This window comes from Streptomyces sp. S07_1.15 (assembly GCF_020739505.1).
GTDB lineage: Bacteria > Actinomycetota > Actinomycetes > Streptomycetales > Streptomycetaceae > Streptomyces > Streptomyces xinghaiensis.
Genome location: NZ_JAJBZK010000001.1, coordinates 4,761,317 through 4,784,995, shown reverse-complemented (window position 1 = coordinate 4,784,995; position 23,679 = coordinate 4,761,317). Strand labels below are relative to the sequence as shown.

Sequence of the window (23,679 nt, the reverse complement as noted above, 5' to 3'; positions counted from 1 at the left end):
CATCGGGCATTGCGCCCTCCGTCGCCCCCGGACCGGGGCGGGGCGCCGTACGGCGCACCGGGCCCGGCCCCGTCCCCGTACCGCCCACCGGTCTCATCCCGGTACCCCCCGCCCCGCCCGCCGCCCGCTCCGTGACACCGGCCGAGGCGCGCGACCACCGCGCCGCCTTCAACGCCGCCCGGCTCGCCATGGCCGTCCTCGACGGCGACGGCAGAGTCGTCACCGCCAACCGGGCCCTCGGCACCCTGCTCGGAGCCGATCCCGCCCGGCTCACCGCCGAACCAGCCGCCGAACTCCTCGACCTGAGCCACGACGCCCGCACCTGGGCCGCGTACCGCGACGTACTGGGCGGCCACCTCGAACGGATGCGCTGCACCCGCCGGTTGAAGAACCCCGACGGCCGCCCCCTGTGGGCGGAGGTCACCGTCGCGCCGCTTCCCGAGGACGGCCCCGGCAGCCCTCTCTCCCGCGCGCTGCTGTCGGTGGCGGACATCAGCGACCGGCGCGACCTCCAGACCCGGCTGCACCATCTGCGCCTGCACGACCCCGTGACGCGGCTGCCCAACCGCGCCCTGTTCTTCGAACGGCTCGCGGCGGCGCTCGACGCCGCCGGACAGGACCGCGGCGGCAGCGGCCGCATCGGCATCTGCTATCTGGACCTGGACGGCTTCAAGGCGGTCAACGACACCCTCGGGCACCGCATCGGCGACCGGCTGCTGCACGCCGTCGGCCAGCGCCTGGCGCACTGCGCCGACCGGGCCGGATACGGCCGGCGCGGCGCTCACCTGGTGGCCCGCCTCGGCGGGGACGAGTTCGCCGTACTCGTCGAGGAGTCCACCGGTACCGAACAGCTCTCCGAACTGGCCGACGCCGTGCTCCACACACTCCTGCAGCCGTTCGACCTGGCCGGACAGCGGCTGTCGCTGTCGGCGAGCATCGGCGTCGTGGAGCGCGCCGCCGCCGGGACGACCACGACCGCCCTCATGCAGGCCGCCGACACCACGCTCTACTGGGCCAAGGCCGACGGCAAGGCCCGCTGGACCCTCTTCGACCCCGAGCGCAACGCCCACCGCGTCAACCGGCAGGCGCTGGCCAGCACCCTGCGGCCCGCCATCGAGCGCGGCGAGTTCACGCTCGAGTACCAGCCGCTGGTGAGCCTGGACGGCGGTGCGCTGGAGGGGGTCGAGGCGCTGGTCCGGTGGCGGCACCCGCAGTTCGGCACCCTGGGGCCGAATCGGTTCATCGGGCTGGCGGAGGAGGAGGGCGCCATCGTCCAGCTCGGGCGCTGGGTGCTCCGCACCGCCTGCCGCCAGGCCCGGCTCTGGCAGCTCCAGCGTCCGGAGAGCCCGATCTTCGTCAGCGTCAATGTGGCCGTCCGGCAGGTGTGGGACTCCGACCTGGTCGCCGACGTGGCCGCGATCCTCGCCGAGACGGGCCTGCCGCCGCACCTGCTCCAGCTGGAGCTGACCGAATCGGCGGTCATGGGCTCCGCCGGGCGCCCCCTCCAGGCGCTGCGGGCGCTGAGCGACATGGGCGTCAGCATCGCCATCGACGACTTCGGCACCGGCTACTCCAACCTCGCCTATCTGAGCCGGCTGCCCGCCTCCGTCCTGAAGCTGGACGGCGCGTTCGTCCGGGGCTTCCGCGACAAGACCCACGCCAACCCGGCCGACGAGACCATCGTGGAGGCGCTGGTCGGCCTGGCCCACCGGCTGGGCCTGACGGTCACCGCCGAGTGCGTCGAGAACGCCGACCAGGCGGACCACCTGCGCCGGCTCGGCTGCGACACGGGCCAGGGCTGGTACTACGCCCGGCCGCTGCACCCGGAGCGGGTGTCGTCACTGCTGGACGGCTGAGGCGGGGCGGCGGGTCCGGCACCGCGGGCCGGGGCCCGGCCGGCGAACGCGGGACGCCGGGGCCCGGGCCCGGGCCCGGCCACCGAGTACCGGGCTGACGGCCCGTCGGATCCCGCTCACCGGTAACCGGTGCGCCCGGCCTGAATCACGAGCGAAATGCCGCTGAAATCAGGCCAGTTGAGGGCCGAACGTTTTTTGCTCTGTGTCTCCGGGTAACGCTGCCCATAACATGGGAGCGCTCCCACTCCCCTGCTTCGCCCCCGGACCACCCGGACACCCCCACAGCCGAAAAACGGAGACCCCCACCATGCGTCTACACGGAGTCCTTGAATCCCCGAGATGGGCGCTGCGCGCTTTCGCGCTGCTCTTCGCCTCGCTGCTCTGCCTGGTCCCCTGGGCCGACACGGCGGCGGCGCACGGCTCGATCGTCAACCCGGGTGCCCGCGCCTACAGCTGCCACGAGCGCTGGGGCGGCGACCACATGAACCCCGCCATGCAGCAGGAAGACCCGATGTGCTGGCAGGCGTGGCAGGACAACCCGAACGCCATGTGGAACTGGAACGGCCTGTACCGCAACGGCGTCGGCGGCAACTTCCGCTCCGCGATCCCCGACGGCCAGCTCTGCAGCGGCGGCCACGCCGAGAGCGGCCGCTACCGCTCCATGGACGCCGTGGGCCCGTGGAAGACCACCAAGATCAGCAACAACTTCACCATGAGCCTGTACGACCAGGCCAGCCACGGCGCGGACTTCTTCCAGGTCTACGTCACCAAGCAGGGCTTCAACCCGGCCACGCAGCAGCTGACCTGGGGCAGCCTGGAACTGGTGAAGACGACCGGCCGGTACGCCCCCGCGCAGAACATCTCGTTCGACGTGAGCGCTCCCGGCCGCACCGGCAACCACGTCGTCTTCACCATCTGGCAGGCGTCGCACATGGACCAGTCGTACTACCTGTGCAGTGATGTGACCTTCTGATCCCACGTCACGGAGCACGAAGCACGAAGCCCGGAGCCCGCGCGGCCGGCCGGTGACGCGCACCCGCATCACCGGCCCCGCGCGGGGCCACCCCCCCAGCAGCGAAGCGCGGCGCGTTCACCGCGTCGTCCGCCCGCTGCACCCGCAAAAGCGGAGCCCCGCCCGGCACTCCCGCGCCCGGCGGGGCTCTCCGCTGCCCGGATCCGGTGGCAGGGGTCCCAGTGGCAGGGATCCCTGCGGCAGGGCTCCGGTGGCCGGTTCCACCGTGATCACTTAGCGTGGGACGGCGGTGTCCCGGCTTCCGGTTCACGGGCTTTCGTTCCCCGGGTGGTGCCATGTGCTGGAGTGCGACGGCCAATCTCGTGGCGGGCGCGGGCATCTGCGCGGTCGGCGTGGCCACGCTGGCGGGAGTGCGCCACCGCGGCGATCTCCCTCTCGCCGCTCTGCCGCTGCTCCTCGGCGCCCACCAGATCGTCGAGTCCTTCCTCTGGCGCCACGGCGGCGGCTCCGGCCCTCTCACCCTCGCCTGGGCGGTGATCGCGCTGCCCCTGCTGCCGCTGTGGCTCCCGCTCGGCGTGCTGCTCGCCGATAGGGCGGTTACGGGCCTCCGGCCCGGGCGGACAACCGGAGGGATCACCGCTGTTCCGGTCCTCCGGGTCGTACCGGTCGCGGCCGGCTGCGCCACCACGGCCGTCCTCGCGTACTCCCTGGCCACGGCGACCGTCACGGCCGAGGTGCGCGGCCGCACCATCGGCTATGCCGTCGATGTACCGCTGCTGCCGCTGGTCCTCGCCGGGTACTTCCTGGCCACGCTGGGTGCCCTGCTGCTGTCCGCCGACCGCCTGCTGCGGCTGCTCGGTGCCGTCATGGCGGCCGGCGCGGTGGTCTGCGGGACGCTGTGGCGGACGGAGTTCATCTCCACCTGGTGCGCGTTCGCGGCGGTGGCGTCCGTACTCATGCTGCTCTGGGTGTGGCGGCGGACGGGAACCGGGGCCGGGCGCCGCCCACGGCACCCCCACCCCGTCGCCTAGCCTGACGGGATGCCGCGGCTCCAGCTTCTCCGTCCCGATCACGCCCCCGCGGTCCTCGCGTTCGAACGGGAGAACCGGGCCTTCTTCGCCGCCTCCGTCCCCGACCGCGGCGACGACTACTTCGCACACTTCGACACCCGCCACCGCGCACTCCTGGAGGAGCAGGCCGCGGGCGTCTGCTTCTTCCACGTACTGGTGGACGACGGCGGCGAAGTACTGGGCCGCGTCAACCTGGTCGACACGGCGGCGGACGGTTCGGCGGAGCTCGGCTACCGCATCGCCGAGAAGGCCACCGGACGGGGCCTGGCCACGGCAGCCGTCCGCGAGGTGTGCGCCCTCGCCGCCACGGAGTACGGCCTGACGACGCTGCACGCCGCGACCACGCTGGACAACGCCGGGTCCCGGGCCGTACTGGCCCGCACGGGCTTCACCACCACCGGCGCAACGGAACTGGACGGCCGCCCGGGACTCCGCTTCGTGCGCGACCTGCGCGACCTGCGGCCGTAATCAAGCAAGCACGGCCCGGCGTACCGTAACGGAGACCGTCCAGGTCACGGGAATCAGACCAGGTTGTCCCACTCCCCCGCCTTGACCCCGCGTATCAGGGCCCGGAGCGCGTCCCGGCTGACGGCGAGGACGACGTCGGGCCGAGTGCTCTCTCGAAGCCGTACCGTCTCATCGGAAGCGATCGCGAGATACAGGCAGTTCGCCCCTTGGCCGCTGTAAGAAGACTTCTGCCATGCAAGCTCGGACACCTTGACTCCTTCTCAGAGTTCACGCACGAGATCGTGAATGAGTTCCCGCGACTCAGCCGGCGACAGAGCGCAGGACTCCATCCGGTCCAGCACTGAGCGGTATCTCGTCAATTGCGCTTCTGCATCGAGAAATTCCACACCGTGCTCCGTGTCCAGTTGGACCGTGTCGAGTTGGGGGACGGATCCCGAGGCGTACACGATGGGCTGTCCCGAGCCCGGAAAGGCTCCTCCGCCGAACGGCAAGACCACAAGGGTGAGTTTTGGCCGCTCACTCATGTCGACGAGGTGCAGTAGCTGTGCCTTCGTCGTCTCGGGGCCCCCGAATCCCATACGGAGAGCGGCTTCGTGCAGGATCGCGGTCATCGGCGTCGGCTTGTCGCCATAGAGCACGGCCTGTCGTTTGATCCGGTGGGAGACCCAGTGCTCCACCTCGTAGGCAATCAGCGGGGGTACAACCTCACGGAAGACCGCGCGGGCGTGCTCAGGTGTCTGCAGGAGCCCGGGGATGTGCACGACCGAGGCGACTCGCAGCGCCGTGGCGTGGTGTTCCAGCTCGGCAAGATCATGGAGCCCCGCCGGGAGAACGTCCCGGTACTCGTCCCACCAGCCCTTGGTACGCCCGCCGGTCATTCCGGCGAGCGCCTCGACCAACCGCTCGTCTCCGCAGGTGTAGTTGCGGGCCAACGTGCGCACGCGTTCCGCGCTCACGGCGTACCGGCCGGCCTCGATACTGCTGACGCGGGCCTGATTCATTCCGTGCACGGCGGCGGCAGCGGTGGAGGACAGACCGGCGTGTTCGCGCAGCTTGCGCAGTTCGGCCCCCAGGCGGCGCTGACGAAGCGTCGGGGTGTTGGCGGGCGGCATGGTTCTCCTTCGGCCGGGCTGCGAGCCGGGCGTTCCCTCACACGAGTGGTTCTAAGCGCTATACCGCGAATGCGTTGGTAGGCCTATCAACACAAACCCTAGTGTGTAGCGCGACCCGCTTCCCCGGGTCACGGTCCGGAAGCTCACCGCCCGGCCGCCCCACGCGTCTGTGCGGCACCGACACCGGCCGCCAGAAATCCACTGCGGACCCAACTTCGCCCTCCATCGGGAGACTTCCATGGCCACCGTATCGATGCAGACCCCGTGCCCGGAGCCGTCCGGAGAACATCACCCCACCGCACCGTGGTCCTACGGCCTGCGGCTGCCGCATGACGCCCGCGCCGCCGGGATCGCGAGGACGACGCTGCGGTCCGTACTGGTCCGGCACGGCCTCACCCACCACGCCGACACGGCCGAGCTGCTCGCGGGCGAGATGGTGGCCAACGCCTACCGCCACACCGACGGCCCGTGCGAACTCCGGCTGTCCGAACGGATGTCGGGACGTCTGCGGATCAGCGTCCGGGACACCAGCCCGGTCGTCCCTGTCCCCTTCGACAAGCCGCCGACCGCGCACGACCACGCGGCCGCGATCACCGCGACGCAGAGTGCGGCCATCGCCTGCGCCGAGGACGGGCGCGGGCTCCTTCTCATCCGCCTCTGCGCGGACGACTGGGGCGGCTACCCGATCCGCACCACCGGCGGCAAGCTCCTCTGGTGCGAACTCGCCCCACCGGGCTGCCCCGACCCGGACCGCTTCACGACCGCGGTCTGACAACCGGCTCCGGCGCCTGCCCGCCGGTGCCCGCACAACGGGCCGTTGACGCCCGCTCAGGTAGCCCGGTCGGCGGCCTCGACGAGCCATCCGGCCACCTCGTCGTCAATCTCGTCGAGCGAGTGCACCTCCAGATGGTGCATCCAGTGCCGGGATGTGGGGTGGGAGACCTCCTTGAAGCGTGGCGAGGGGTCGTGCCTGCCGAGGGCGATCGACAGCACCACCTCGGCTGCGGCGGCGCGCAGGTACCGGCCGGGCACCCAGAGATAGGCGAAACCGCGTCGGCGCCGGAATGCGACCTGGCTCTTCGACACCCGGACCTCGACCGGCTCTTCCAGCAGGGAGCGCACTCGTTCGAAAACCGCCAGACCGAGACCGTCGCTCCCGAAGAACTCCTCGACACCTCTCACCCGGCCATGATGCGGGGCCGGGCACCGGCTCCAGCGATGTCATCAGCGGGCGCCGGAAAAGTCGCGCTCCGCGCAGGACGCGTGCCCTGCTCGCCCCGGCAGTAGAGTGAAACGGTGACCCTCCAGCCGGAAGACCCGCCGTTAGCGCTCAGCGAAGAGGACCGCGATACCGCCGTGCGGCGCCTGCAAGACGCATACGTCGAGGGGCACATCTCCCACGAGGAAATGGCCGAACGCCTCCATCGGGTGCTCACCGCCACCACACAAGGGGACCTCGTGCCCGCGCTGGCGTCCCTCCCCCAGGGCACAGCGGACACCACGTCCACCGTCGCCGCTCTCGGCGGAAGGATCCGGCGGCGCGGCGCCTGGCGGGTGCCTCGGCGTCTCAAGGTCGAGTCCGCCTCCGGAAAGGTGCACCTGGACCTCTCCCGCGCGGTCATCGAGCACCCGGTGGTGGACATCGAGCTGCAACTCGGCACGGGCAGAGCCAAGATCACGGTGCCCCGCGACGCGGTCGTCGACACCGAGGATCTCCAGACCGTATGGAAGGACCGGCTCTACAAGCCCCGGCAGCGCACCCGCCCCGGCGGACCGAAGATCCGTATCGCCGGCACCATGGGCTTCGGACGGCTGAAGATCCGCCACGCGCGGCGCTGATGCCTGATCCGGACTCCCGGGATCACCTGCCCTGCGCTCCCCCGTTCCCGTCCCCGCGCCCGCCCCGTCCCCATCCCCGTCCCCGTCCCCGTCCCCCCGATGGACTCACGGCCTGAAGACGGACTGCAGCTTGGTCACCTGCCCCTCTCCGTCGAAGCTCAGGTCGTACCCGACGCCCGCGGCGGCCGCGGAGTCCAGTCGCTTCAGCAGGGTGACGAACTCGGTCTGGGAGAACGGCAGAGGCTCGGCCCGGCTGCCACCGGACGCGTCGGCGTCCCGTACCGGGGCCGTCAGCAGAACCCGGGCGTCCTCGGCCATGGTCACCGTGGTGAAGGCCCCCGTGCCGGGGGTGATCTCCCAGGTGTCGAACTGGGTGTTGACCTTCTTCTGGGCGGGCCGCACCGACAGACGGGTCAGTCCCTCCTCGGTCCAGGCCTTGTCGATCGTCACGAACTGCTTGGTCCCCGCCCACGGGGCCTTGCCGGCCGGCGTCTGCGTGTCCTGCGAGCCCTCGCCCTCGTCCGACGGGGCAGCCGTCCGGTCATTGCCGGCCTGTGCGGTGTCCGCCGGCGATGCCGAGGCGGTGGGGCCCGCGGGCTCCTCGCCGTTCTCGCCGCATCCGGTCACGAGAAGGGCGCCGAGGACGGCAACGGTGAGCAGGCGCATGGTGGCTGGGCGGCGTGAGGCAGACATGATCAACGTTCTCCTGGAAACCGGTGTGGTTGGGCTTGCACGGTCTCTACGCCGAGCCCCCTCCACCGGGTTGCATCCCGGCCGGCTTTTCTTCGGGGTCTCCGCCGAAGTTCACTCGGCGGTCAGCCAGTACGCCTCCCGCAGCGACTGGACCCGGCCCTCGCCGTCGTAGTCGAGGACGAACACCCACCGCGGCCCGCCACGCAGCCGGTCCACCAGCTCCCCCAACCGCATGTCCCCCGGCTTCCCACCGGCGGCCTGCTCCACCTCGACCGGGGTCTGCGGCGACAGGGTCACCTCGTGCACCACTCCGGTGGGCACGGCCGTTCCCCGCTCGGTACGAAGCTGCCGCACGGTGACCCGGACCCCGTCCGCCAGCACCGTCGCGTTGTACACATAGCCGATCTCGCCGGCGTACTCCTCACCCGGGGCCGGCGTCGGGGGCACAAACGCGGGAGCGCTCCGCGACGGTGTCGGATCCGTGACGCTCGGCGCCGGTCCGGGACCGGGCAGGACCAGCGACGCACCTCCCACGGCGACGGCGGCGGCCAGCAGCACACCGCCCGACACTTGCGCTGCCCGCTTACGGCGCCGGCGCCGGTCACCGCGCAGGCGAATCTCCTCCGCGGCCATCGGCACGGCGGACCGCCGGCCCTCGGCGGCAAGATCCGCGAGGTGCTCGGCCAAGCCGGTCTCGTCAACCATGCCCATGCTCCACCTCCGGAACTCGGCCCGCCCGCGGGTCCAGCTCGGTGTCGGCCAGAATCCTCGCCAGCGCGGCCCGGCCCCGGCTCAGCTGTGCCTTCACCGTACCGACGGGGCAGTTGGTCTCGGCGGCCACCTGCTTCACCTCCAGATCGCACAGATGGTGGAGGACGATGGCCCGTCGCTGCGCCGCGGGGATCTGCCGCAGCGCCTGCACCAGCAGCACGTGATGGGTGTCCGGCGGCGGTACGTTCGGGGGCGGGCCCTGGCGCCGTGCGAAGGAGAGCGCGGTTCGCACGCGCCGCCACCGGCTGACCGCGAGCCGCCAGGCCACGGTGCGCACCCATGCCTCGGGGGCACCGTCCTTGTCCAGCTGGGCCCGGTGCTCCCAGGCCCGGACGAAGGCTTCCTGGACGACGTCCTGCGCCTCGGTGCGGTCACCGATCATGGCGTACAGCTGACCGATGAGCCGCCCCACGCTCCCGGCATAGAAGGCGTCGAACGCTTGCTCGTCCATCACCCGCCTGCGGTTCCTGGTGGTCGTACTTTTGTTCGTTCGTGCGAACGATGTCACCCAGCCGACCTGCGGTGCAAGGAGCCGCCGTCACACCGCCGCACTCGGCGCACTCCTCCCTCGGGGCCGCACGAGCACTGCGCCAGAGGAGGCATGACACATCTGTACGGCCTTCTCGGATCCAGTGAGGCTGACCCAATGAACTGATCTCGTGAGGTGACTCGGCCCAGGCTTCCCGCGCGCCGCGATGAGTTCTGCGCCGTCCGGCGGTCGTACTGTCGAACCCGTCACCAAGGAGGTCTTCCGATGCGCAGCGTGACCTACTCGATGAGCGTCTCACTGGACGGCTACATCGTCGGGCCGGACGGCGACTTCGACTGGGGGGCGCCCGACGAGGAGGTCTTCCGCTTCTGGATCGACGAGATCCGAGAGGTCGGCGTCCACCTGCTGGGACGGCGGCTGTACGAGACGATGCTGTACTGGGAGACCGCCGACCAGGACCCCTCGCTCGACGACGCCATGCGCGAGTGGACCGCGCTGTGGAAGCCGCTGCCGAAGGTGGTGTTCTCCACCACGCTGCCGGCGGTGCGGGGCCAGGCCCGCCTGGCGTCCGGCGGCCTGGCGGAGGAGATCGAGCGGCTGCGGGCCGAGCCGGGCGAGGGCGACATCGCGATCGGCGGCGCGACGCTCGCTGCCGAAGCGGCCGCGCTGGGGCTCATCGATGAGTACCGGACCGTGGTCTACCCGGTGCTGGTGGGCGGCGGCATCCCCTTCTTTCCGCAGCACGAGCGCCGGGTGGATCTGGAACTCGTCGAGACCCGCACCTTCAGCTCGAAAGTCGTCTACCTCCGCTATCGCGTGGCGCGTTAGCCGGCTCGTCCGCCGCGTTACCCATCAGCCGCGGGGAAGCGTGCCCCGCTGCCGGGATTGCCGTGACCACGGCATCGATTTCTTGGTAGACATCAAGCACTCCACCCACCCCCTCACCCGAGTCCAACTTTTCCTGAGCGTCAAAACAGTGAGGCCAAGTCACACAGCCTGCGAAGCCCGGTAAGCCCTCACGTTTGTCAGCTTGACGGACTGCGCCGTGAAGCAGATCAACTCTCCAGTACCACTGATTTCCATCCGCACCGCGGAATTCTGGGCGAGAGTACTCCTTTCCCCCAACCACCCGAAGTGAACCGTGTGCTCCGGAGATCCGGTCCAGCCTTCGAGAACCAGGTCTCGGACGCCGAAGAAGGTCAAGTGGATTTCGAACGCGTTGAGCCCTTGCTCCACCCACTCCCGGCGAGGGCGCGACGGCAAGCCAGCACTCTCGAAGCCCAGAACGATCCGACTGTCCCTCTCATCAATGTGCACCGAAAAAAGAGCTTCTCCGGTCAACTCTGGAGACGTGTCGAACAGCTCCACGAGATCCTCTGGATCGCCGCCGACTCTGCTCAGCCACCCGCTATTATCCATAAAAGCCCTTCTCATGTGCAGCGGGAAGAAAGTCCCCGAACCGCCGTCTGTCCAGTTTGCTCGCGAAGAAGTGTCGCCCCTCCGAACCATCACTCGACCGGAACGCGCTGACATGCCCGACCGTAAGGGAATCGCTGCTGGTGAATGTCATCTCACCAACCTCCGAAGCCACAAAGACGCCGATCCTGTTTTCCTCCCGGCGAGCGATACTGACCCTTGCATCGGCCGGAAACCGAAGGTCCCGAATATGAACGTCACCCAGCGCGAGAAATTTCACGTGGCATTGGATCCGATCGCAGCCATTCTCAATCCACTCACCCGAGGGCATGTCCGCAAACCCAGGAAGGTCCAATCGCAACACCAGCGTCGGGCCTCTACGATCCAGGTATGCGGAACGAATGGTAACGCGACAAATATCGGGGACCTCGGCGTAATAGGGAGCGAGCAGGTCGCCATTACGCAGCAGCCCCCTCCACGATTCAGTCATAGTAGTAATGCTCCTCGCACCCGGGAAGTTGCCCATTCCTCGGATCATCGAACGGTCGCACATGGACATGCGGGGGCTGGTATCCGGGCTCTCCGGGCTTCTGATGGCCGAACCAGTGATCTTGGAAAGTGATGAGCTCTCCGGCTGGCGTCTCGTAATACTCTTCCCGATAATAGATGGGCTGATGGTTATCGTCCATGAGCTGCTTCGATCCCTGCCACTCAGGTCCGGTGGCGGGCACGTAGTCATTCACGTCGAGCGGCTCGGCGTCTTTGGGTATGCCTGCGTCCCGTAGCGCTTGTGCCTTGGCGTCAGCAAAACTCCGGGGACATGGAGCGAGACCGAGCGGATCGGTCCACTTATGCGGATTGCGGACATAAGCTGAGGGGTTCGGAGACGGCGCCAAGCCCAGCGGGTCCTGGCTGGTGTAGCGGGCCGTTTCGGGGTCGTAGTAGCGGAAGTGGTTGTAGTGGAGGCCCGTTTCGGGGTCGAAGTACTGGCCCGGGAAGCGGAGGGGGGTGTACGCCGTGCTGCCGGCGGCCCAGGTGGTGGTGCCCCAGAGGGTGGTGCGGTTGTGCCAGGTGATGGTGCCGGACTCGTCGACCAGTTCGGTGGGGGTGCCGACCAGGTCGGTGACGATGGCGAAGAAGCGGGCGTCGATGACGTGCTGCGGGGCGCCGGCCGCCGTGATGCGTTCGGTCTGCGCGATCGGGCGCAGGCCGTCGTGGTCCCAGGTGAGCGTGACCGGGTTCGGCAGGTCCGGGGAGGTCGTGGTCTGTTCGGCGAGGGTCGTGCCGTCCCAGGTGAAGGTCACTTCCTCGGCGACCGTGCCGTCGGCGGCCAGGCGTTGTTTGGCGGTGCGGCGGCCCAGGGGGTCGTAGAGGTAGCGCCAGCGCGTGCCGTCCGGGGTCACCACCGCCGTCAGGCGGTCCTCCGCGTCCCACGCGTAGCGCCAGGTGTCCGGCTTGCGCGAGGGACGCTTCTTCTGGCGGAGGGTGATGCGGCCCTGGGCGTCGTGTTCGTAGCGGACGGCCCCGGCGCGGGTGATCCGGGTGCCGGTGTAGGTTCTGGGGCCGGTCGCCTCGGGTGAGGCGTGGTCGGAGGGCCAGGCGGCTTCGGTCTGGTTGCCCGCCGGGTCGTAGGCGTAGCGCTCCGTCCAGTTCGCGGCGTGGACCGCCGTCACCCGGCCGGCGGGATCGAGGTCGAAGCGGCGTGCGCCGCCCGCCAGTTGGTCGTGTACGGCGGTGAGGTGGCCGTCCGGGCGGTACGTGTACGCCCGGTGCTGGCGCGTCTCGGCGGCGTCCGCCGTCCCGGCCCCTCCCGCCGCCCCGGAGCCGGTCGTCCAGGCGCCCGGCACGGCTGCATCCGCGGCCCCCGCGTTCGGTACAGCGCCCGGAACGGCCGCCCCCGGCCCCCAGGCTGCCGCCGCCTCCGGCCGCGCGCCCCGCGGTCCGGCCGGCCGGGCCAGGAGGGACTGGGTGGTGAGGCGGCCGGCCGGGTCCCAGGTCTGGTTGAGGGTGACCCGCTCGCCGAAGTGGCGGGCCAGTTCGCGGCCCGCCGGGTCGTGGGCGTAGGCGAAGGCGTGGCCCGAGGTCGTCAGGGACGCGGTGCGGCCCGTCGCGTCGTAGGTGCGGGTGGCCTGCGCGCCCATGGGGGTCGCACGGCTGACGCGGCGGCCCAGGGCGTCGTAACGGTACGACGTCGTACGGCCGTTGACGGTCTCGGACTTGACGCGGCCCAGGCGGTCACGGTGCAGGAGGATCGTCGCTTCCGGGTTCGACGCCTCCGTGAGGCGGCCGGCCCGGTCATATGTGTAGTGGGTGACCGTGCCCGCCGCGTCCTTGGACGTGATGCGGCCGAGCGCGTCGTGCTCGAAGCGGATGGTCTCGCCGAGGGCGTTGGTGCGGGAGGCCAGGCGGCCCGCCGGGTCGTAGGCGTAGCCGAGGGTGCGGCCGTCGAAGTCCGTTTCGGAGACCAGGCGGCCCGCCGCGTCGTAGGAGTAACTCCAGGTCAGTCCCTGGGGGTTGGTGACGGTGCGGAGCAGTAGGTCCGGGCCGTGCTCGAACTCGTAGCGGACGCCGTCCGGGCCGGTCTGGGACGCGAGCAGGTCGAAGTGGGTGTACTCGTAGCGCGTGACGGCGCCGATGGCGTCCGTGTACGTCGTGCAGTTGCCCTCGCCGTCGTAGGTCCAGGACTCCTCCGCGCCGTCCGGGCCCGTGCGGCGCAGCAGCTTGCCCTCCACCGACCAAACCAGACGGGTCCGGCCGCCTGCCGGGTCGGTGACGGCGGTGATCCGGCCGAGGGCGTCGCGCTCGTACGCCGTCTCCCCGCCGAGCGGGTCGGTGACGGACAGCAGGCGGCCGGCCTCGTCGCAGCGGACGGTGGTGGTGTGGCCGAGGGCGTCGGTGACGGTGGCCGGGTGGCCCCGGTCGTCGTACGTGTAGCGGGTCGTGGCACCGGTCGGGTCGGTGAGGGTCAGGCGGTTGCCCGCCTCGTCATAGGTCTGCCGCCACACCGCCCCGCCGGGGTGGGTGACGGCTGTCGGCAGCCCCAAGTCGTTGTAGACGGCGGTCGATTCGCTGCCGTCCGGGTGGACGGCGGCGGTGAGGCGGCCGGCCTCGTCGTGGCGGAAGGCGGTGGTGTGGCCGAGCGGGTCGGTGCGGGAGACGACCCGGTCGCGGCTGTCGTACGCGGTGCGGGTGACGGCGCCGGTGGGGTCGGTCTCCGCGATGACGTTGCAGCGGCGGTCGATCAGGTAGCGGCTGGTGTGGCCCTGTGCGGTGGTGACGGTCGTGGTGCGGTGGCCGGTCTCCGGGTCCGCGGTGCCGTAGTCGAGGGTGAGGGCGAGGTGGCCGTCCGTGCCGCCTTCGGCGATGCAGCGGTCCCGGTCGTCGTAGGCGTAGTCGTAGCGGCGGTCGTTGGTGTCGGTCCAGGCGGTGACGCGGCATTCGTCGTCGTAGGTGAAGCGGAGCGGGAGGCCGGAGGAGCCGGTGACCTCGGTGAGGTTGCCGCCGGTGTAGCCGTAGCGGACCAGCTCCAGGTCCGTGCCGTCGGCGGCGGCTCCCGCGAGGCGGAGGGCGGTGATCCGGCCGTCCTCGGTGGTGAACCTCAGGTGGTGGCCGGCGTCGTGGACGATGCCGAGGGGGGTGCCGTCGATGTCGTACTCGAAGGTGAGGTGGTGGCCGTTGCGGTCGCTGATCTCCGCCAGCCGGGCCACGCCGTCGCCGCCGGGCTCCGCGCCCTCAGGGCCGGTGAAGTGGCGGACCAGGCCGGTGTCCGGGTCCGTGAGGGTGTAGTCCCCGTCGGGCGTGCGCTCCAGGGGGTGGCGCGGGCCCATCGCGGGGAGCGTCGGCTGTCCGGGCGCCGGGTGCGGGTAGGCCGGCAGCAGGCCGTCCTCGGTGACGAGGACGACGCCCTCCGCGTCGATCTCCAGCCGCTGGTCGGCGGTGGACGACCAGGACGGGCCGAACCAGCGGCCGCTGCGGTAGCCGGACTCCACGCGGCGGGTGAAGACCAGGGGCAGCGCGCCGGGCACGACCACGTCGGTCTGCGGGAGGTACATCCGGCCGGTGGCCAGGTCGACGGGGTCCGTGCCCTTGCACGTCCGGTCGCAGTCCCTGGTCTTGTGGGTCTCGGGACCGTCCTTGCCGAGGTCCCCGCGGGCGGGGCTCTTGCCTGCCGCGGTGTGACGGCCCGCCCCGGCGATCTTCTTCGCCGCTCCCGCGCCGCGGGTGCCGAGGAGTTCCGGGAGCAGGCGGCCCTGCCCCTCCGCCGGGTCCTTCTGGTACTGGTCGTACAGGGTCTTGGCCGCCGCGCCGGGGTCGTTGACCGTCTGGACCAGACCGGCCGTGGTGGCGTTGAGCTGGGTGACGTACTCGGCGGGGTGGGTGAGGTTGTACGGGTGCAGCGGGTTGACGGCATGGGCGAAGTTGAGGATGCCCGCGCTGCCCCGCAGGAGCCCGCCGACCCGGTGGGAGCCGTCGAGATGCATCCCCAGCAGGCCGTCCTCGACCTGCTCGGCGTAGGACGGTGCCGCCGGGGCCTTGTCGCGGGCCGCCCCCACCGACGCGGCGGCGGTGCGCAGCGCCGTGTCCCGCTGGCGGCGCGCCTCCTCCAGCAGTTCCCGCGCGGCCGCCATCTCCGCCGTGCCGGCGTCGCCCGGCTCGCCGGGCTTGCGGGGGCGGTCCGCCGCTTCCCGCTTCTCCGCCGGGAGGGCGTCGTACGTCTCGACCGCCGCCCCGTACGCCGCGAGCTGCTCGATGTGGTCGGCCCGGGCCTGCGCGGAGGCCCGCTTGCCCCGCTGGTACAGGTCGATCGCCTGCCGGGCCCGGCCCTGCGCCCATTCCACGGTGTCGGCGAAGTCGTTCAGCGCCTGGGCGGCCTTCTCGCAGGCGTCGGCGGCCGCGAACCAGCGCTTCGGCTCCCCGGCGGCCTTCTCCTCGAACGCCCGGGCCGCCTCGCCCTTGAGCGCGCCGGCGTCCACCTTCTTGAGGCCGTTGCCGACGTTCTCGAACGCCTTGCGGAAGTCGGCGAGATGGCCGGCCGTGGAGCGCAGCTTGCCGGGGCTGCCGTGGATCAGCTTCTTCGGGTCCTCGCTCTGCCCGAGGTCCAGCTCGGCCACATCGGCGCCCATGGCGTTGGCCACCGAACCGGACTTCTCGCGGACCCAGTTGGCGCCGCCCTGCCAGCCGACGCCCTCCAGGGCGTCCGCGGTACCGTCGCCCAGGCCCTCGACGAACTCGCCCACGTCCCCGGCGCGGTCCTCGGCCCACTCCTCGACCGGGTCCGGGATGAAATCCCCGATGCCCGCCATCAGCGCCCACCCCGGGGCGGTTCCCGGTCCGGTTCCCCGCCGGGCTCCTGCTGGGCCGCGCGCTCCTCCGGGGAGGGGCCGAAGACCTCGTCGACGCCCCGGTCGTAGGCGTCGTCGTCCAGGCCGATCAGCTCGCGGAAGCCCGCGGCGGCCTGGCCGCCCTGTCCCTCGGTGACGACACTGCGGCCGGTGTCGAGCCAGGTCTGCCGCATGTCCTCGCCGGCCTGCCGGAAGGACTCCGCGCTGTAGTCGGGGGCGTCCGGTGTGACGATCTCGCGGTAGCTCTGCTGGGCGATCTCCTCCTCCGTGGCGTGCGGATTGCCGGTCGCCACCACGGAGTTGACGGTGACCTTGAGGGTGCCGGCCCAGTAGCGGTCCTCCTCGTGGAGCAGGCCGGCGGCGAGGCCGAGACGGGCCGCGAGTTCGTTGGCGTCCTGGACGAGGGCCCGGACGCCCCACTCCCAGCGGCCGCAGAACCCTTCGAAGGCGTCGGCCAGTTCGGGGCCGCCGGCCTCCATGCCGGAGAGCGTCAGGTTCTGGAAGCCGCTGCCCATGACGGCGTCGGTGGCGCTGCCGATCTCCTTCAGCTCACCGATCGCCGCGTTGAGGCCCTTGGTGATCAGGTGCACGGACTCCCGGCCGAAGCTCAGGTCCTCCTCACCGCTCACCGGGCCGCCCGTCCCCTCGGCCGCTGCCGCGGTACGGCGGTGTCCGCGCCCGCGGGGACACCGGCGTCCCCTGCGACCACCGTCGCCGCCGTCTCCGCCGTGTCCTCGGCGCGTTCGGCGGCCTCGTCCGGGACGATGCCGCGCACCGGCGGCAGCAGCATCGAGCCGTTCGCGTCCGCCACGTCGACGGCGACCCCGGCGGGACCGGGCAGCTCCGGGACGAGGACGTCCAGCACCCGCGCCCCGAGCACGGCCGCGTACTCCCACGCCTCGCCCGACGCCGCCCCGCGCGCCCGCGCGAACCGGGCGAGCTGCCGCTCGCCGGTGAAGGCGTAGATCCAGCGGACGCCTCCCCCGTGGCCGGTCATGAAGCGGCCGCCGGTCAGCGGCAGCACCGCCGTGCGCCGGAACTCACCGACCATCGCGGCCGGTTCGCCGTTTCCCGCGCGCACCGCGGCGATGCGCTCCGGCAGGTCCATCGCAGCCCCCCGCACTCCCCGTCGCTCCCCGTGACGTTCCGTACCGTACCGGGCCGCACGGACAGGAGGGCGTCCAGCCCGGCGGGCACGGGAGCGGGGCGCCCCGCGAACACCCGTGGGTCGTCGGGGTGTTCGCGGGGCGCGGGTGGCTCGGGCCGCCTCGGACCCCGGGGCTCAGGCCGCGGTGGGGCCGTCCGGCATGCCGTAGGCGTCGGCGATCAGCTCGTACGAGCGGAGGCGGGCATCCGCGCCGTGCACGTTCGAGGTGAGGATCATCTCGTCGGCACCGGTGCGCTTGGCGAGGGCGTCCAGGCCCTCGCGGACCACGTCCGGCGTGCCGTGGACGATGTTGCCGACCCAGCTGTCGACGAAGCCGCGCTCCCGCGGGCTCCACGGGTACGCCTCGGCCTCCTCCGGGGTCGGGACGAGGCCGGGCCGGCCGGTGCGCAGGCGGAGCATCGACAGGGCACCGGTCATGATCTGGCGGCGGGCCTCCTTCTCGTCCTCCGCCGCGAGCACCGCGACGCCGATCGCGGCGTACGGCTCGTCGAGGACCGCCGACGGGCGGAAGGACTCCCGGTACAGCTCCAGCGCCGGAAGGGTGTTCGCCGCCGAGAAGTGGTGGGCGAAGGAGAACGGCAGTCCGAGGGAGCCCGCCAGCTGCGCGCTGAATCCGCTGGAGCCGAGCAGCCAGACCTCCGGCCGCCCGGCGGACTGCACCCCGCCGGGCGAGGTGGCCTGGACGGGGCCGGGGACGGCGTGGATGCGGCTGTACGGATGGCCGTCGGGGAAGGTGTCGTCCAGGAAGCGGGTCAATTCGAGGAGTTGCTGCGGGAAGTCGTCCGCGCCCTCGTTCAGGCGGTCGGTACGGCGGAGGGCGGCGGCGGTGGCGCCGTCGGTGCCCGGGGCGCGGCCGAGGCCGAGGTCGATCCGGCCGGGCGCGAGGGCTTCCAGGGTGCCGAACTGCTCCGCGATGACCAGCGGGGCGTGGTTGGGGAGCATCACGCCGCCGGAGCCGAGCCGGATGCGCTCGGTGTGCGCGGCGAGGTGGGCGAGGATCACGGCCGGGGAGGAGCTGGCGATACCGGGCATCGAGTGGTGCTCGGCCACCCAGAAACGGTGGTAGCCGCGGCGTTCGGCGGTACGGGCCAGTTCGGTGCCGGTGCGCAGTGCGTCCCCGGCGGTGGATCCGCTGCCGACGGTGGCGAGGTCCAGGACGGACAGCGGGACCGGGGCGGTGCCCCGCGCCGTGCCGCGGATGGTGTCGTGCTCGGTGGCCATGCGGCCTGCCTCCCTGATGGGTCTCTGTCCGGGCGCTCACGCGGCGCGCCTGCCGAGGTCCGCGTGCGCGTTTCCGCGTGCCGGCCGGACAACCGGAGAGCTACTCCGGTTATTCCCGGCGCTTCCCGCCGCCCTCCCCGCACCGCTCATCACATAAATGGGTGAATGAGACAGAGTGGTTGGAATATCGCCAATTGCTCCGGAACCTCTCCAATCAGCCGCCCGTCTCTCCTAGATTGATTCCCGCGCGCCGCCGCCCCGGGGGCAGGGTGCCCTCGGCGACTTCGCGGCGGCACGGGGGAGTTCACATGCTCAAGACAGTGAGGAACACCACGGTGATCAGCGCGGTGGCGCTGGCGCTGGCCGCTCCCGCCACCGGGACGGTGCACGCGGTACCCGCGAAGCCGGTGCCCGGGAACGCCGGACAGCCGGCCGCGGCCGCGGCACACCCGGGCACCGCGGCGGACGCCCCGGCCGGAAAGCGGACCTTCACCTCGACCGCCGTCCGGGACGGCGGGAAGTCCACCCTGCGCATCACGCTCGACGCGGCACCGGACGGCTCCGCGCCCGCGCTGACCGGCGCCGAGCGGAAACAGCTGCGGTCCGTCCTGGGCACGCCCTCGGCCGCCGCCCTCTCCGCTCCACCGGCCGGAGCCCGCACCCCCGCGGCGGCACCGGACGTGAAGCGCCGGGGACCGGCCATCCTGCGCTGCGACAAGAACCCGAGCTGGAGCGACGCCAACGGCACACTCCACGCCCGCTTCAACTGCCGCCACTCCACGATCAACTGGGGGTTCCGGATCTCCGCGCGGGTACGGTCCGTGATCACCGGCCCGGTCCGGGAGAGGGGCGTCTCGTGGTGGAGGAACGGCAAGGCGATGCCGAGGAACGCCGGTCACGTGGTGGGGAAGAACTACCTGTTCCACGGCACGCTCAAGCCGGTCCGGCATGATGACGTCGTGCAGTTCCAGGACTACATGACCTTCCCGGTGCGGATCGGCGGGCGGCCCGGGGTGGGCACCCTCACCTGGGCCGCCGCCGTCAAGGCGAAGAAGTAGCGATGGGCCCCGGCACCACCGCCGTACGGAGCTGGGCGGAGGCGATCCTCCGCCAGCTCGGGGACCCCGCCGGTCACACCCTGGAGGTCACCGGCGGAGCGCCGGACGAGCCCGGGGCACCGGAGCCCGGCCCGGCGGCCTTCACCTCCCGGCTGCGGCTGCGCCCGGACGAGAGCCGGACGGATGACGGGGGCGGTTCGGACGACGGGGAACCGGCGAACGACGGGGACCCGGGCGGCGGGCGCGCCCCCGGCACCGGAGCCGGCGCCGAGGAGAACGCCGGGCCGGGTGGCGGAGAGCACGGCGCCTCCCCCGTGGCCGTCACGCTGGCCTTCCGCGACGGCTCCGCCGTGGAGGTGCTCCTCGGCGAAGGGCTGAGCGAGGCCGAGGCGGTGGCTCTCCTCGCCGGGCAGTTGCAGGAGGCCGTCCTGGAGGCGGCCGGCGGCGCGCCGGTTCCCCCGTGCCCCGTCCGCGGGCACGGCCACCCTCCGGTGGCCGAGGTCGTCGACGGCACCGCCTCCTGGGTGTGCCCGCGGGGCGGCGGAACGCGTCCCGTCCTCCCCGCGCCGGGAAGCCGGCCCGCGACCCGGGCCGGGGGCGGCACGGGGACGTAGCGGGCCGGTGCGCGGGGCCCTCCTCCACGACTCCGCACCGCGCCCGGCCGCGCGCGGACACGGCCCTCCGGAGCGACGCTCCGGAGGGCCGTGTCCGTCGTCCTCCCCTTCTTCTCGTCCCCGTCAGGCCGCGGCCGCGGAGAAGAGCGCTCCGAGCCGCGGCCGGTGCGGCACCGGGTGCGCGAGCAGCCGCAGCCCTTCGCGGACGGTCACCTGGTTCGCGGTGAGCACGGGCTTGCCGAGCTCCGCCTCCAGCCGGGCGATGTACGCGGCGGTGTGCAGCGCGGTGTCCGGCAGCAGCACGGCCTGCGCCTCGGGGTGGTCGCCCGCGCGGGCGAGGGCCCGTACCTCCTCCCAGCCCCAGGTGCCGACCTCGGCCGCCGTGATGATGCCGCTGCCGCGCATCGCCACGACCTCCGTGCCGAAGGACTTCAGAAAGGCGGTGAACAGTTCGGCGACGTCCTCCGGATAGGTGGCGGCGACGGCCACCTGGTCGACGCCCAGGTCTCCGATGGCGTGGGCGAAGGCGAAGGAGGTGCTGGAGGCCGGAAGCCCGGCCACCTGCGCCAGTTCGCGCACCTGTTCCTGTGCGCCTTCGCGGCCGAAGACGAAGCTGGCGCTGGTGCAGGCCCAGACGACGGCCTGCGCGCCCCGCGCCCGGAGCTCGTCGACCCGGGCCGCCAGGCGGGCGGCCGACCCCATCTCCAGCAGGGCGTCGACGCGGTGGGCGTCCTCGCCGATGTCGGTGTGGACGAGCGGCAGCCGGACGGCGGGGGTGGCGCCGGTGACGGCACCGGCCAGCCCGAGGACCCCGCCCCCGTCCCCCGCGCCGGCTCCGCCGGTCACCGCGCTCCCCGGCTCCATGTCGCCGCCGCCCCCCGGGTCCGCCCCGGCCAGCATGGCCTCCAGCCGCGGGTAGTCGTCCTCGGCGGAGTACCCGGGGTACAGGAAGCCGACGGCTGCCGCGGCGGGGCCGCCCGCCGGCTCCGTCCCGGTCTCCGCCGCCCTTGCCGCGGCCGTCTCCGGCGCCGCTCCCGCCACCGGGCCGGCGGTCGTGCCGGTCGCCGCGCCCGTCGTACCGGTCGTGGTGCCGATCGCGGCACCCGTCGTGCCGGTCGTCGTGCCGGAAGGGGTGCCCGGGGTCGTCAGCTCTGCCATGCGTCTCGCTCTCCTGCCTGTTGGTCTCGCCGTTCCTGTCGTCGCCCCCCGTCTCCGCCGCCCCTCCCTTCCCGCCCGGCCCGCCAACCCGTACGCGCCGTACACGCCGTACGGGTTCAGAGCGGTGCCGGGCCGGCCGGATCGTCCGGGTACAGCGGCGCGTCCAGGGCGTCCGCCGCCTCGGTCTCGGCCCCCGCGCCGCCCGCCGCCCCGGCGAACGCCGCCTCCGGCTCCCCGCGCCCGTCCCCGAACGGCACCATGGGGCCGAGCCCGCCCGGGCCGCCGAGCACCTCCGCCGCCCCTGGGCTCTCCGGCAGCACGGCGGACGGTGCCGGGGGCACCCCCTGCGGGGGCGGCGCCGGGGACGCGGGGGGCGAGGCCGTCATCGACGCCGGACCGCGTCTGGCCACCGGGTCGAGCAGCGCCTGGTACGGCCCCACCGCCCGCTCCCCGATCCGCCGCAGCGCCGACCACATCGTCACCTGATTGGCCGACAGCACCGGCATCCGCAGCTCCGCCTCCAGCTGCGGGATGGCGTCGTACGTCGGCAGGTTCGTACAGCTGATGAAGAGCGCGTCCGCTCCGTGGGTGACCGCCCGCCGGGCCATCTCCACCACCGACCGGTAGGAGACCTTCCAGATGTGGCAGGTCAGGCCGAGGAACTCGCGGTCGGTGACGGTGACCCCGCCCTCCGCCAGATACTCCTCCAGGGACTGGGTGACGGAGGCGGTGTACGGCGTGACCAGGGCGATGCGCCGGGCCCCGATCTCCGCCAGCGCCTCCAGCAGGGCACCGGAGGTGGTCACTGCCGGAATCTCACCCGCCTGGGCCATCGCCGCGCACATGGCGCGCTCACCGGCCAGGCCGCCGACGAAGCTGCCGGAGGTGCAGGCGTAGGCCACGACCTCGGGGCTGACCGCGCGCAGCGTGTGCGTGGCCTCCCGGAGGGTCTCGTGCTCACTGACCAGCCGGGCCAGGTCGAGGCTGACCTCGACCGGCACGAACGGCGTACGGGTCAGATGCAGCGAGACCTGGTCGGGAGCCCAGCGCCACAGCTCCCGGTCCAGCGCGAAATCGAACGGTGCCACGACACCCACGCCACGTTGCGGGCGCGGGCCACCCAGAAAAGAGATGTCCATTCCGAAGCCCCAATACGAACGGAGGGCAGGCCGAAGCCGAGGAAAGAGGGCGGTACCACAGAAGCGAAAGCCGTGCACGCCGGGGCGCCGGGACAGAAGCCGACACGTCGTAAGCCGGGTCGGCATTACCCGTATTGACGAAGGTAGTTTCCGGTCCCTAGCGTGGTCAATCCCAGTTCTCCCGCCGTTTTTCCCGGCTCCTCTCCAGCGAAGCGGAGAGACGTTTCGAAATGGTTTCCCACCCATGACCGACAGCACCCTGCTCGTCCTCGGCGGCGAGCCCGCCCCCCGGCTCGACCGGCTCTCCGGCCGGGCCCGAGTCGTGCACGCCCGCGACGCGGAGTCGCTGGCGGCGCTGCTGCCCTCCGCCGACGCCCTGCTGGTGTGGGACTTCACCACCGATGTACTCCGCGGCGCCTGGCCCGGCGAGGGGCGCCGGCCGCGCTGGGTGCACACGGCCAGCGCGGGGGTCGACCGGCTGCTCTTCCCGGAGCTGACGGACTCGGACGCGGTGGTGACCAACGCCCGGGGGATCTTCGAGCAGCCCATCGCGGAGTACGTCGCCGGGCTCGTGATCGCCTTGGCCAAGGATTTTCCGGGCAGTTGGGAACTCCAGCAACGGCGGCAATGGCGGCACCGGGAAACGATGCGGCTGGCGGGCAGCCGCGCGGTGGTGGCCGGCTCCGGCCCGATCGGCCGGGCGATCGGCCGTACGCTCGCGGCACTGGGTGTCGTCGTGGAACTCGTCGGGCGCACCGCGCGGGAAAATGACGCGGAATTCCATCGCGTGTACGACAACGCGGCACTGAAAGATCTTCTGCCTTCCGCCGACTGGGTGATTGCCGCGGCTCCGCTGACGGAGGACACCCACGGAATGTTCGACGCGGAAGCTTTTTCGCTCATGCGTCCGACGGCCCGGTTCATCAATGTCGGGCGGGGACAGCTGGTGGTGGAGCGGGATCTGACGGAGGCGCTGGTCAAGGGCTCGCTCGCGGGCGCCGCGCTGGACGTCTTCGAGGAGGAGCCGCTCCCGCCGGACAGCCCGCTGTGGGACGCCCCGGGGCTGCTGGTGTCCCCCCACATGAGCGGGGACACGGTGGGCTGGCGCGACGCCCTGGCCGAGCAGTTCATGGACAACTTCGACCGCTGGGTGGCGGGAGAACCCCTGGTCAACGTGGTCGACAAACGGCTCGGTTACGTACCGGTGCCCTGAGCGCCGGTGCCCCGGGCGGCGCGGACACGGCCGGCGCTCCCGGCGGGTTCCGGTCCGGCCCGCCCCCGCCCCGCGCCG

General features: G+C 72.1%; 24 protein-coding genes. 10 read left to right on the top strand and 14 right to left on the bottom strand.

Annotated elements, in window-relative coordinates:
- Nucleotides 1-131: 131 nt before the first annotated feature.
- The 4 genes from LIX60_RS20645 (at nt 132) to LIX60_RS20630 (ending at nt 4,367) form a co-directional block, all read left to right on the top strand.
- Nucleotides 132-1,856, top strand: coding sequence for an EAL domain-containing protein (locus LIX60_RS20645; protein ID WP_227959805.1), 1,725 nt, complete (start codon nt 132-134; stop codon nt 1,854-1,856).
- Nucleotides 1,857-2,163: 307 nt separating this feature from the next.
- A complete protein-coding gene (locus LIX60_RS20640) occupies nt 2,164-2,829 on the top strand; it encodes a lytic polysaccharide monooxygenase (RefSeq protein ID WP_227959804.1) in 666 nt (221 codons plus the stop codon).
- 335 nt (nt 2,830-3,164) lie between these two features.
- The gene (locus LIX60_RS20635; protein WP_227959803.1) at nt 3,165-3,860 is read left to right on the top strand and encodes a DUF6629 family protein; all 696 of its coding nucleotides are present in this window, start codon (nt 3,165-3,167) and stop codon (nt 3,858-3,860) included.
- Nucleotides 3,861-3,869: 9 nt separating this feature from the next.
- The gene (locus tag LIX60_RS20630; RefSeq protein ID WP_227959802.1) at nt 3,870-4,367 is read left to right on the top strand and encodes a GNAT family N-acetyltransferase; all 498 of its coding nucleotides are present in this window, start codon (nt 3,870-3,872) and stop codon (nt 4,365-4,367) included.
- Nucleotides 4,368-4,420: 53 nt separating this feature from the next.
- Here the strand turns inward: LIX60_RS20630 and LIX60_RS20625 are convergent, their stop codons facing one another.
- Nucleotides 4,421-4,615, bottom strand: coding sequence for a DUF397 domain-containing protein (locus LIX60_RS20625; protein WP_227959801.1), 195 nt, complete (start codon nt 4,613-4,615; stop codon nt 4,421-4,423).
- Between the two features lie 12 nt (nt 4,616-4,627).
- A complete protein-coding gene (locus tag LIX60_RS20620) occupies nt 4,628-5,479 on the bottom strand; it encodes a helix-turn-helix transcriptional regulator (RefSeq protein ID WP_227959800.1) in 852 nt (283 codons plus the stop codon).
- Nucleotides 5,480-5,717: 238 nt separating this feature from the next.
- Between LIX60_RS20620 and LIX60_RS20615 the strand changes: the two genes are divergently transcribed.
- Entirely contained in the window at nt 5,718-6,251 is a 534-nt protein-coding gene (locus tag LIX60_RS20615; RefSeq protein WP_227959799.1) for an ATP-binding protein, read from the top strand.
- Between the two features lie 56 nt (nt 6,252-6,307).
- On the opposite strand, the gene LIX60_RS20610 is transcribed toward LIX60_RS20615, so the two are convergent.
- Nucleotides 6,308-6,661 (bottom strand): DUF5655 domain-containing protein, encoded by a 354-nt coding sequence (locus LIX60_RS20610; protein WP_227959798.1) that lies wholly within the window; start codon nt 6,659-6,661, stop codon nt 6,308-6,310.
- Between the two features lie 114 nt (nt 6,662-6,775).
- Between LIX60_RS20610 and LIX60_RS20605 the strand changes: the two genes are divergently transcribed.
- Nucleotides 6,776-7,318, top strand: coding sequence for a DUF1707 domain-containing protein (locus tag LIX60_RS20605; RefSeq protein WP_227959797.1), 543 nt, complete (start codon nt 6,776-6,778; stop codon nt 7,316-7,318).
- A gap of 105 nt (nt 7,319-7,423) precedes the next feature.
- Here the strand turns inward: LIX60_RS20605 and LIX60_RS20600 are convergent, their stop codons facing one another.
- The 3 genes from LIX60_RS20600 to LIX60_RS20590 form a co-directional block, all read right to left on the bottom strand.
- Nucleotides 7,424-8,011 carry a hypothetical protein gene (locus LIX60_RS20600; protein ID WP_227959796.1) on the bottom strand — a complete coding sequence of 196 codons (588 nt, stop codon included), beginning with the start codon at nt 8,009-8,011 and terminating at the stop codon, nt 7,424-7,426.
- 111 nt (nt 8,012-8,122) lie between these two features.
- Nucleotides 8,123-8,716, bottom strand: a complete 594-nt coding sequence (locus LIX60_RS20595) for a hypothetical protein (RefSeq protein WP_227959795.1) — start codon at nt 8,714-8,716, stop codon at nt 8,123-8,125.
- Entirely contained in the window at nt 8,709-9,233 is a 525-nt protein-coding gene (locus LIX60_RS20590; RefSeq protein WP_227959794.1) for an RNA polymerase sigma factor, read from the bottom strand. The genes LIX60_RS20595 and LIX60_RS20590 overlap by 8 nt, the downstream gene beginning before the upstream one ends.
- Nucleotides 9,234-9,536: 303 nt before the next feature.
- On the opposite strand from LIX60_RS20590, the gene LIX60_RS20585 reads away from it, so the two are divergent.
- Nucleotides 9,537-10,100, top strand: a complete 564-nt coding sequence (locus tag LIX60_RS20585; RefSeq protein ID WP_227959793.1) for a dihydrofolate reductase family protein — start codon at nt 9,537-9,539, stop codon at nt 10,098-10,100.
- A 159-nt stretch (nt 10,101-10,259) separates the two neighbouring features.
- Here the strand turns inward: LIX60_RS20585 and LIX60_RS20580 are convergent, their stop codons facing one another.
- From LIX60_RS20580 to LIX60_RS20555, 6 genes are all read right to left on the bottom strand, one after another.
- Nucleotides 10,260-10,640 (bottom strand): Imm50 family immunity protein, encoded by a 381-nt coding sequence (locus LIX60_RS20580; protein ID WP_308101674.1) that lies wholly within the window; start codon nt 10,638-10,640, stop codon nt 10,260-10,262.
- A 43-nt stretch (nt 10,641-10,683) separates the two neighbouring features.
- Nucleotides 10,684-11,178 (bottom strand): immunity 50 family protein, encoded by a 495-nt coding sequence (locus LIX60_RS20575; RefSeq protein ID WP_227959791.1) that lies wholly within the window; start codon nt 11,176-11,178, stop codon nt 10,684-10,686.
- Nucleotides 11,171-15,991 (bottom strand): putative T7SS-secreted protein, encoded by a 4,821-nt coding sequence (locus LIX60_RS20570; protein WP_227959790.1) that lies wholly within the window; start codon nt 15,989-15,991, stop codon nt 11,171-11,173. The genes LIX60_RS20575 and LIX60_RS20570 overlap by 8 nt, the downstream gene beginning before the upstream one ends.
- Entirely contained in the window at nt 15,991-16,659 is a 669-nt protein-coding gene (locus LIX60_RS20565; protein WP_227959789.1) for a hypothetical protein, read from the bottom strand. Before LIX60_RS20565 ends, LIX60_RS20570 begins: the two co-directional genes overlap by 1 nt.
- Entirely contained in the window at nt 16,656-17,138 is a 483-nt protein-coding gene (locus LIX60_RS20560) for a hypothetical protein (protein WP_227959788.1), read from the bottom strand. The genes LIX60_RS20565 and LIX60_RS20560 overlap by 4 nt, the downstream gene beginning before the upstream one ends.
- Nucleotides 17,139-17,312: 174 nt before the next feature.
- Nucleotides 17,313-18,419: an LLM class flavin-dependent oxidoreductase gene (locus LIX60_RS20555; RefSeq protein ID WP_227959787.1), complete on the bottom strand. Its 1,107-nt coding sequence runs from the start codon at nt 18,417-18,419 to the stop codon at nt 17,313-17,315.
- A gap of 308 nt (nt 18,420-18,727) precedes the next feature.
- Here LIX60_RS20555 and LIX60_RS20550 point away from each other — a divergent pair, with 308 nt between their 5' ends.
- Both LIX60_RS20550 and LIX60_RS20545 read left to right on the top strand, forming a co-directional pair.
- Entirely contained in the window at nt 18,728-19,477 is a 750-nt protein-coding gene (locus LIX60_RS20550; RefSeq protein WP_227959786.1) for a hypothetical protein, read from the top strand.
- Nucleotides 19,478-19,479: 2 nt separating this feature from the next.
- Nucleotides 19,480-20,091 carry a hypothetical protein gene (locus LIX60_RS20545; protein WP_227959785.1) on the top strand — a complete coding sequence of 204 codons (612 nt, stop codon included), beginning with the start codon at nt 19,480-19,482 and terminating at the stop codon, nt 20,089-20,091.
- A gap of 123 nt (nt 20,092-20,214) precedes the next feature.
- On the opposite strand, the gene LIX60_RS20540 is transcribed toward LIX60_RS20545, so the two are convergent.
- Together LIX60_RS20540 and LIX60_RS20535 are read right to left on the bottom strand one after the other, a co-directional pair.
- Complete coding sequence (locus tag LIX60_RS20540; protein ID WP_227962842.1) at nt 20,215-21,039, bottom strand: decarboxylase; 825 nt, start codon at nt 21,037-21,039, stop codon at nt 20,215-20,217.
- 326 nt (nt 21,040-21,365) lie between these two features.
- Nucleotides 21,366-22,388: an aspartate/glutamate racemase family protein gene (locus LIX60_RS20535; protein WP_227959784.1), complete on the bottom strand. Its 1,023-nt coding sequence runs from the start codon at nt 22,386-22,388 to the stop codon at nt 21,366-21,368.
- A 244-nt stretch (nt 22,389-22,632) separates the two neighbouring features.
- On the opposite strand from LIX60_RS20535, the gene LIX60_RS20530 reads away from it, so the two are divergent.
- Nucleotides 22,633-23,601: a D-2-hydroxyacid dehydrogenase gene (locus LIX60_RS20530; protein WP_227959783.1), complete on the top strand. Its 969-nt coding sequence runs from the start codon at nt 22,633-22,635 to the stop codon at nt 23,599-23,601.
- The last annotated feature ends 78 nt before the right edge of the window (nt 23,602-23,679 follow it).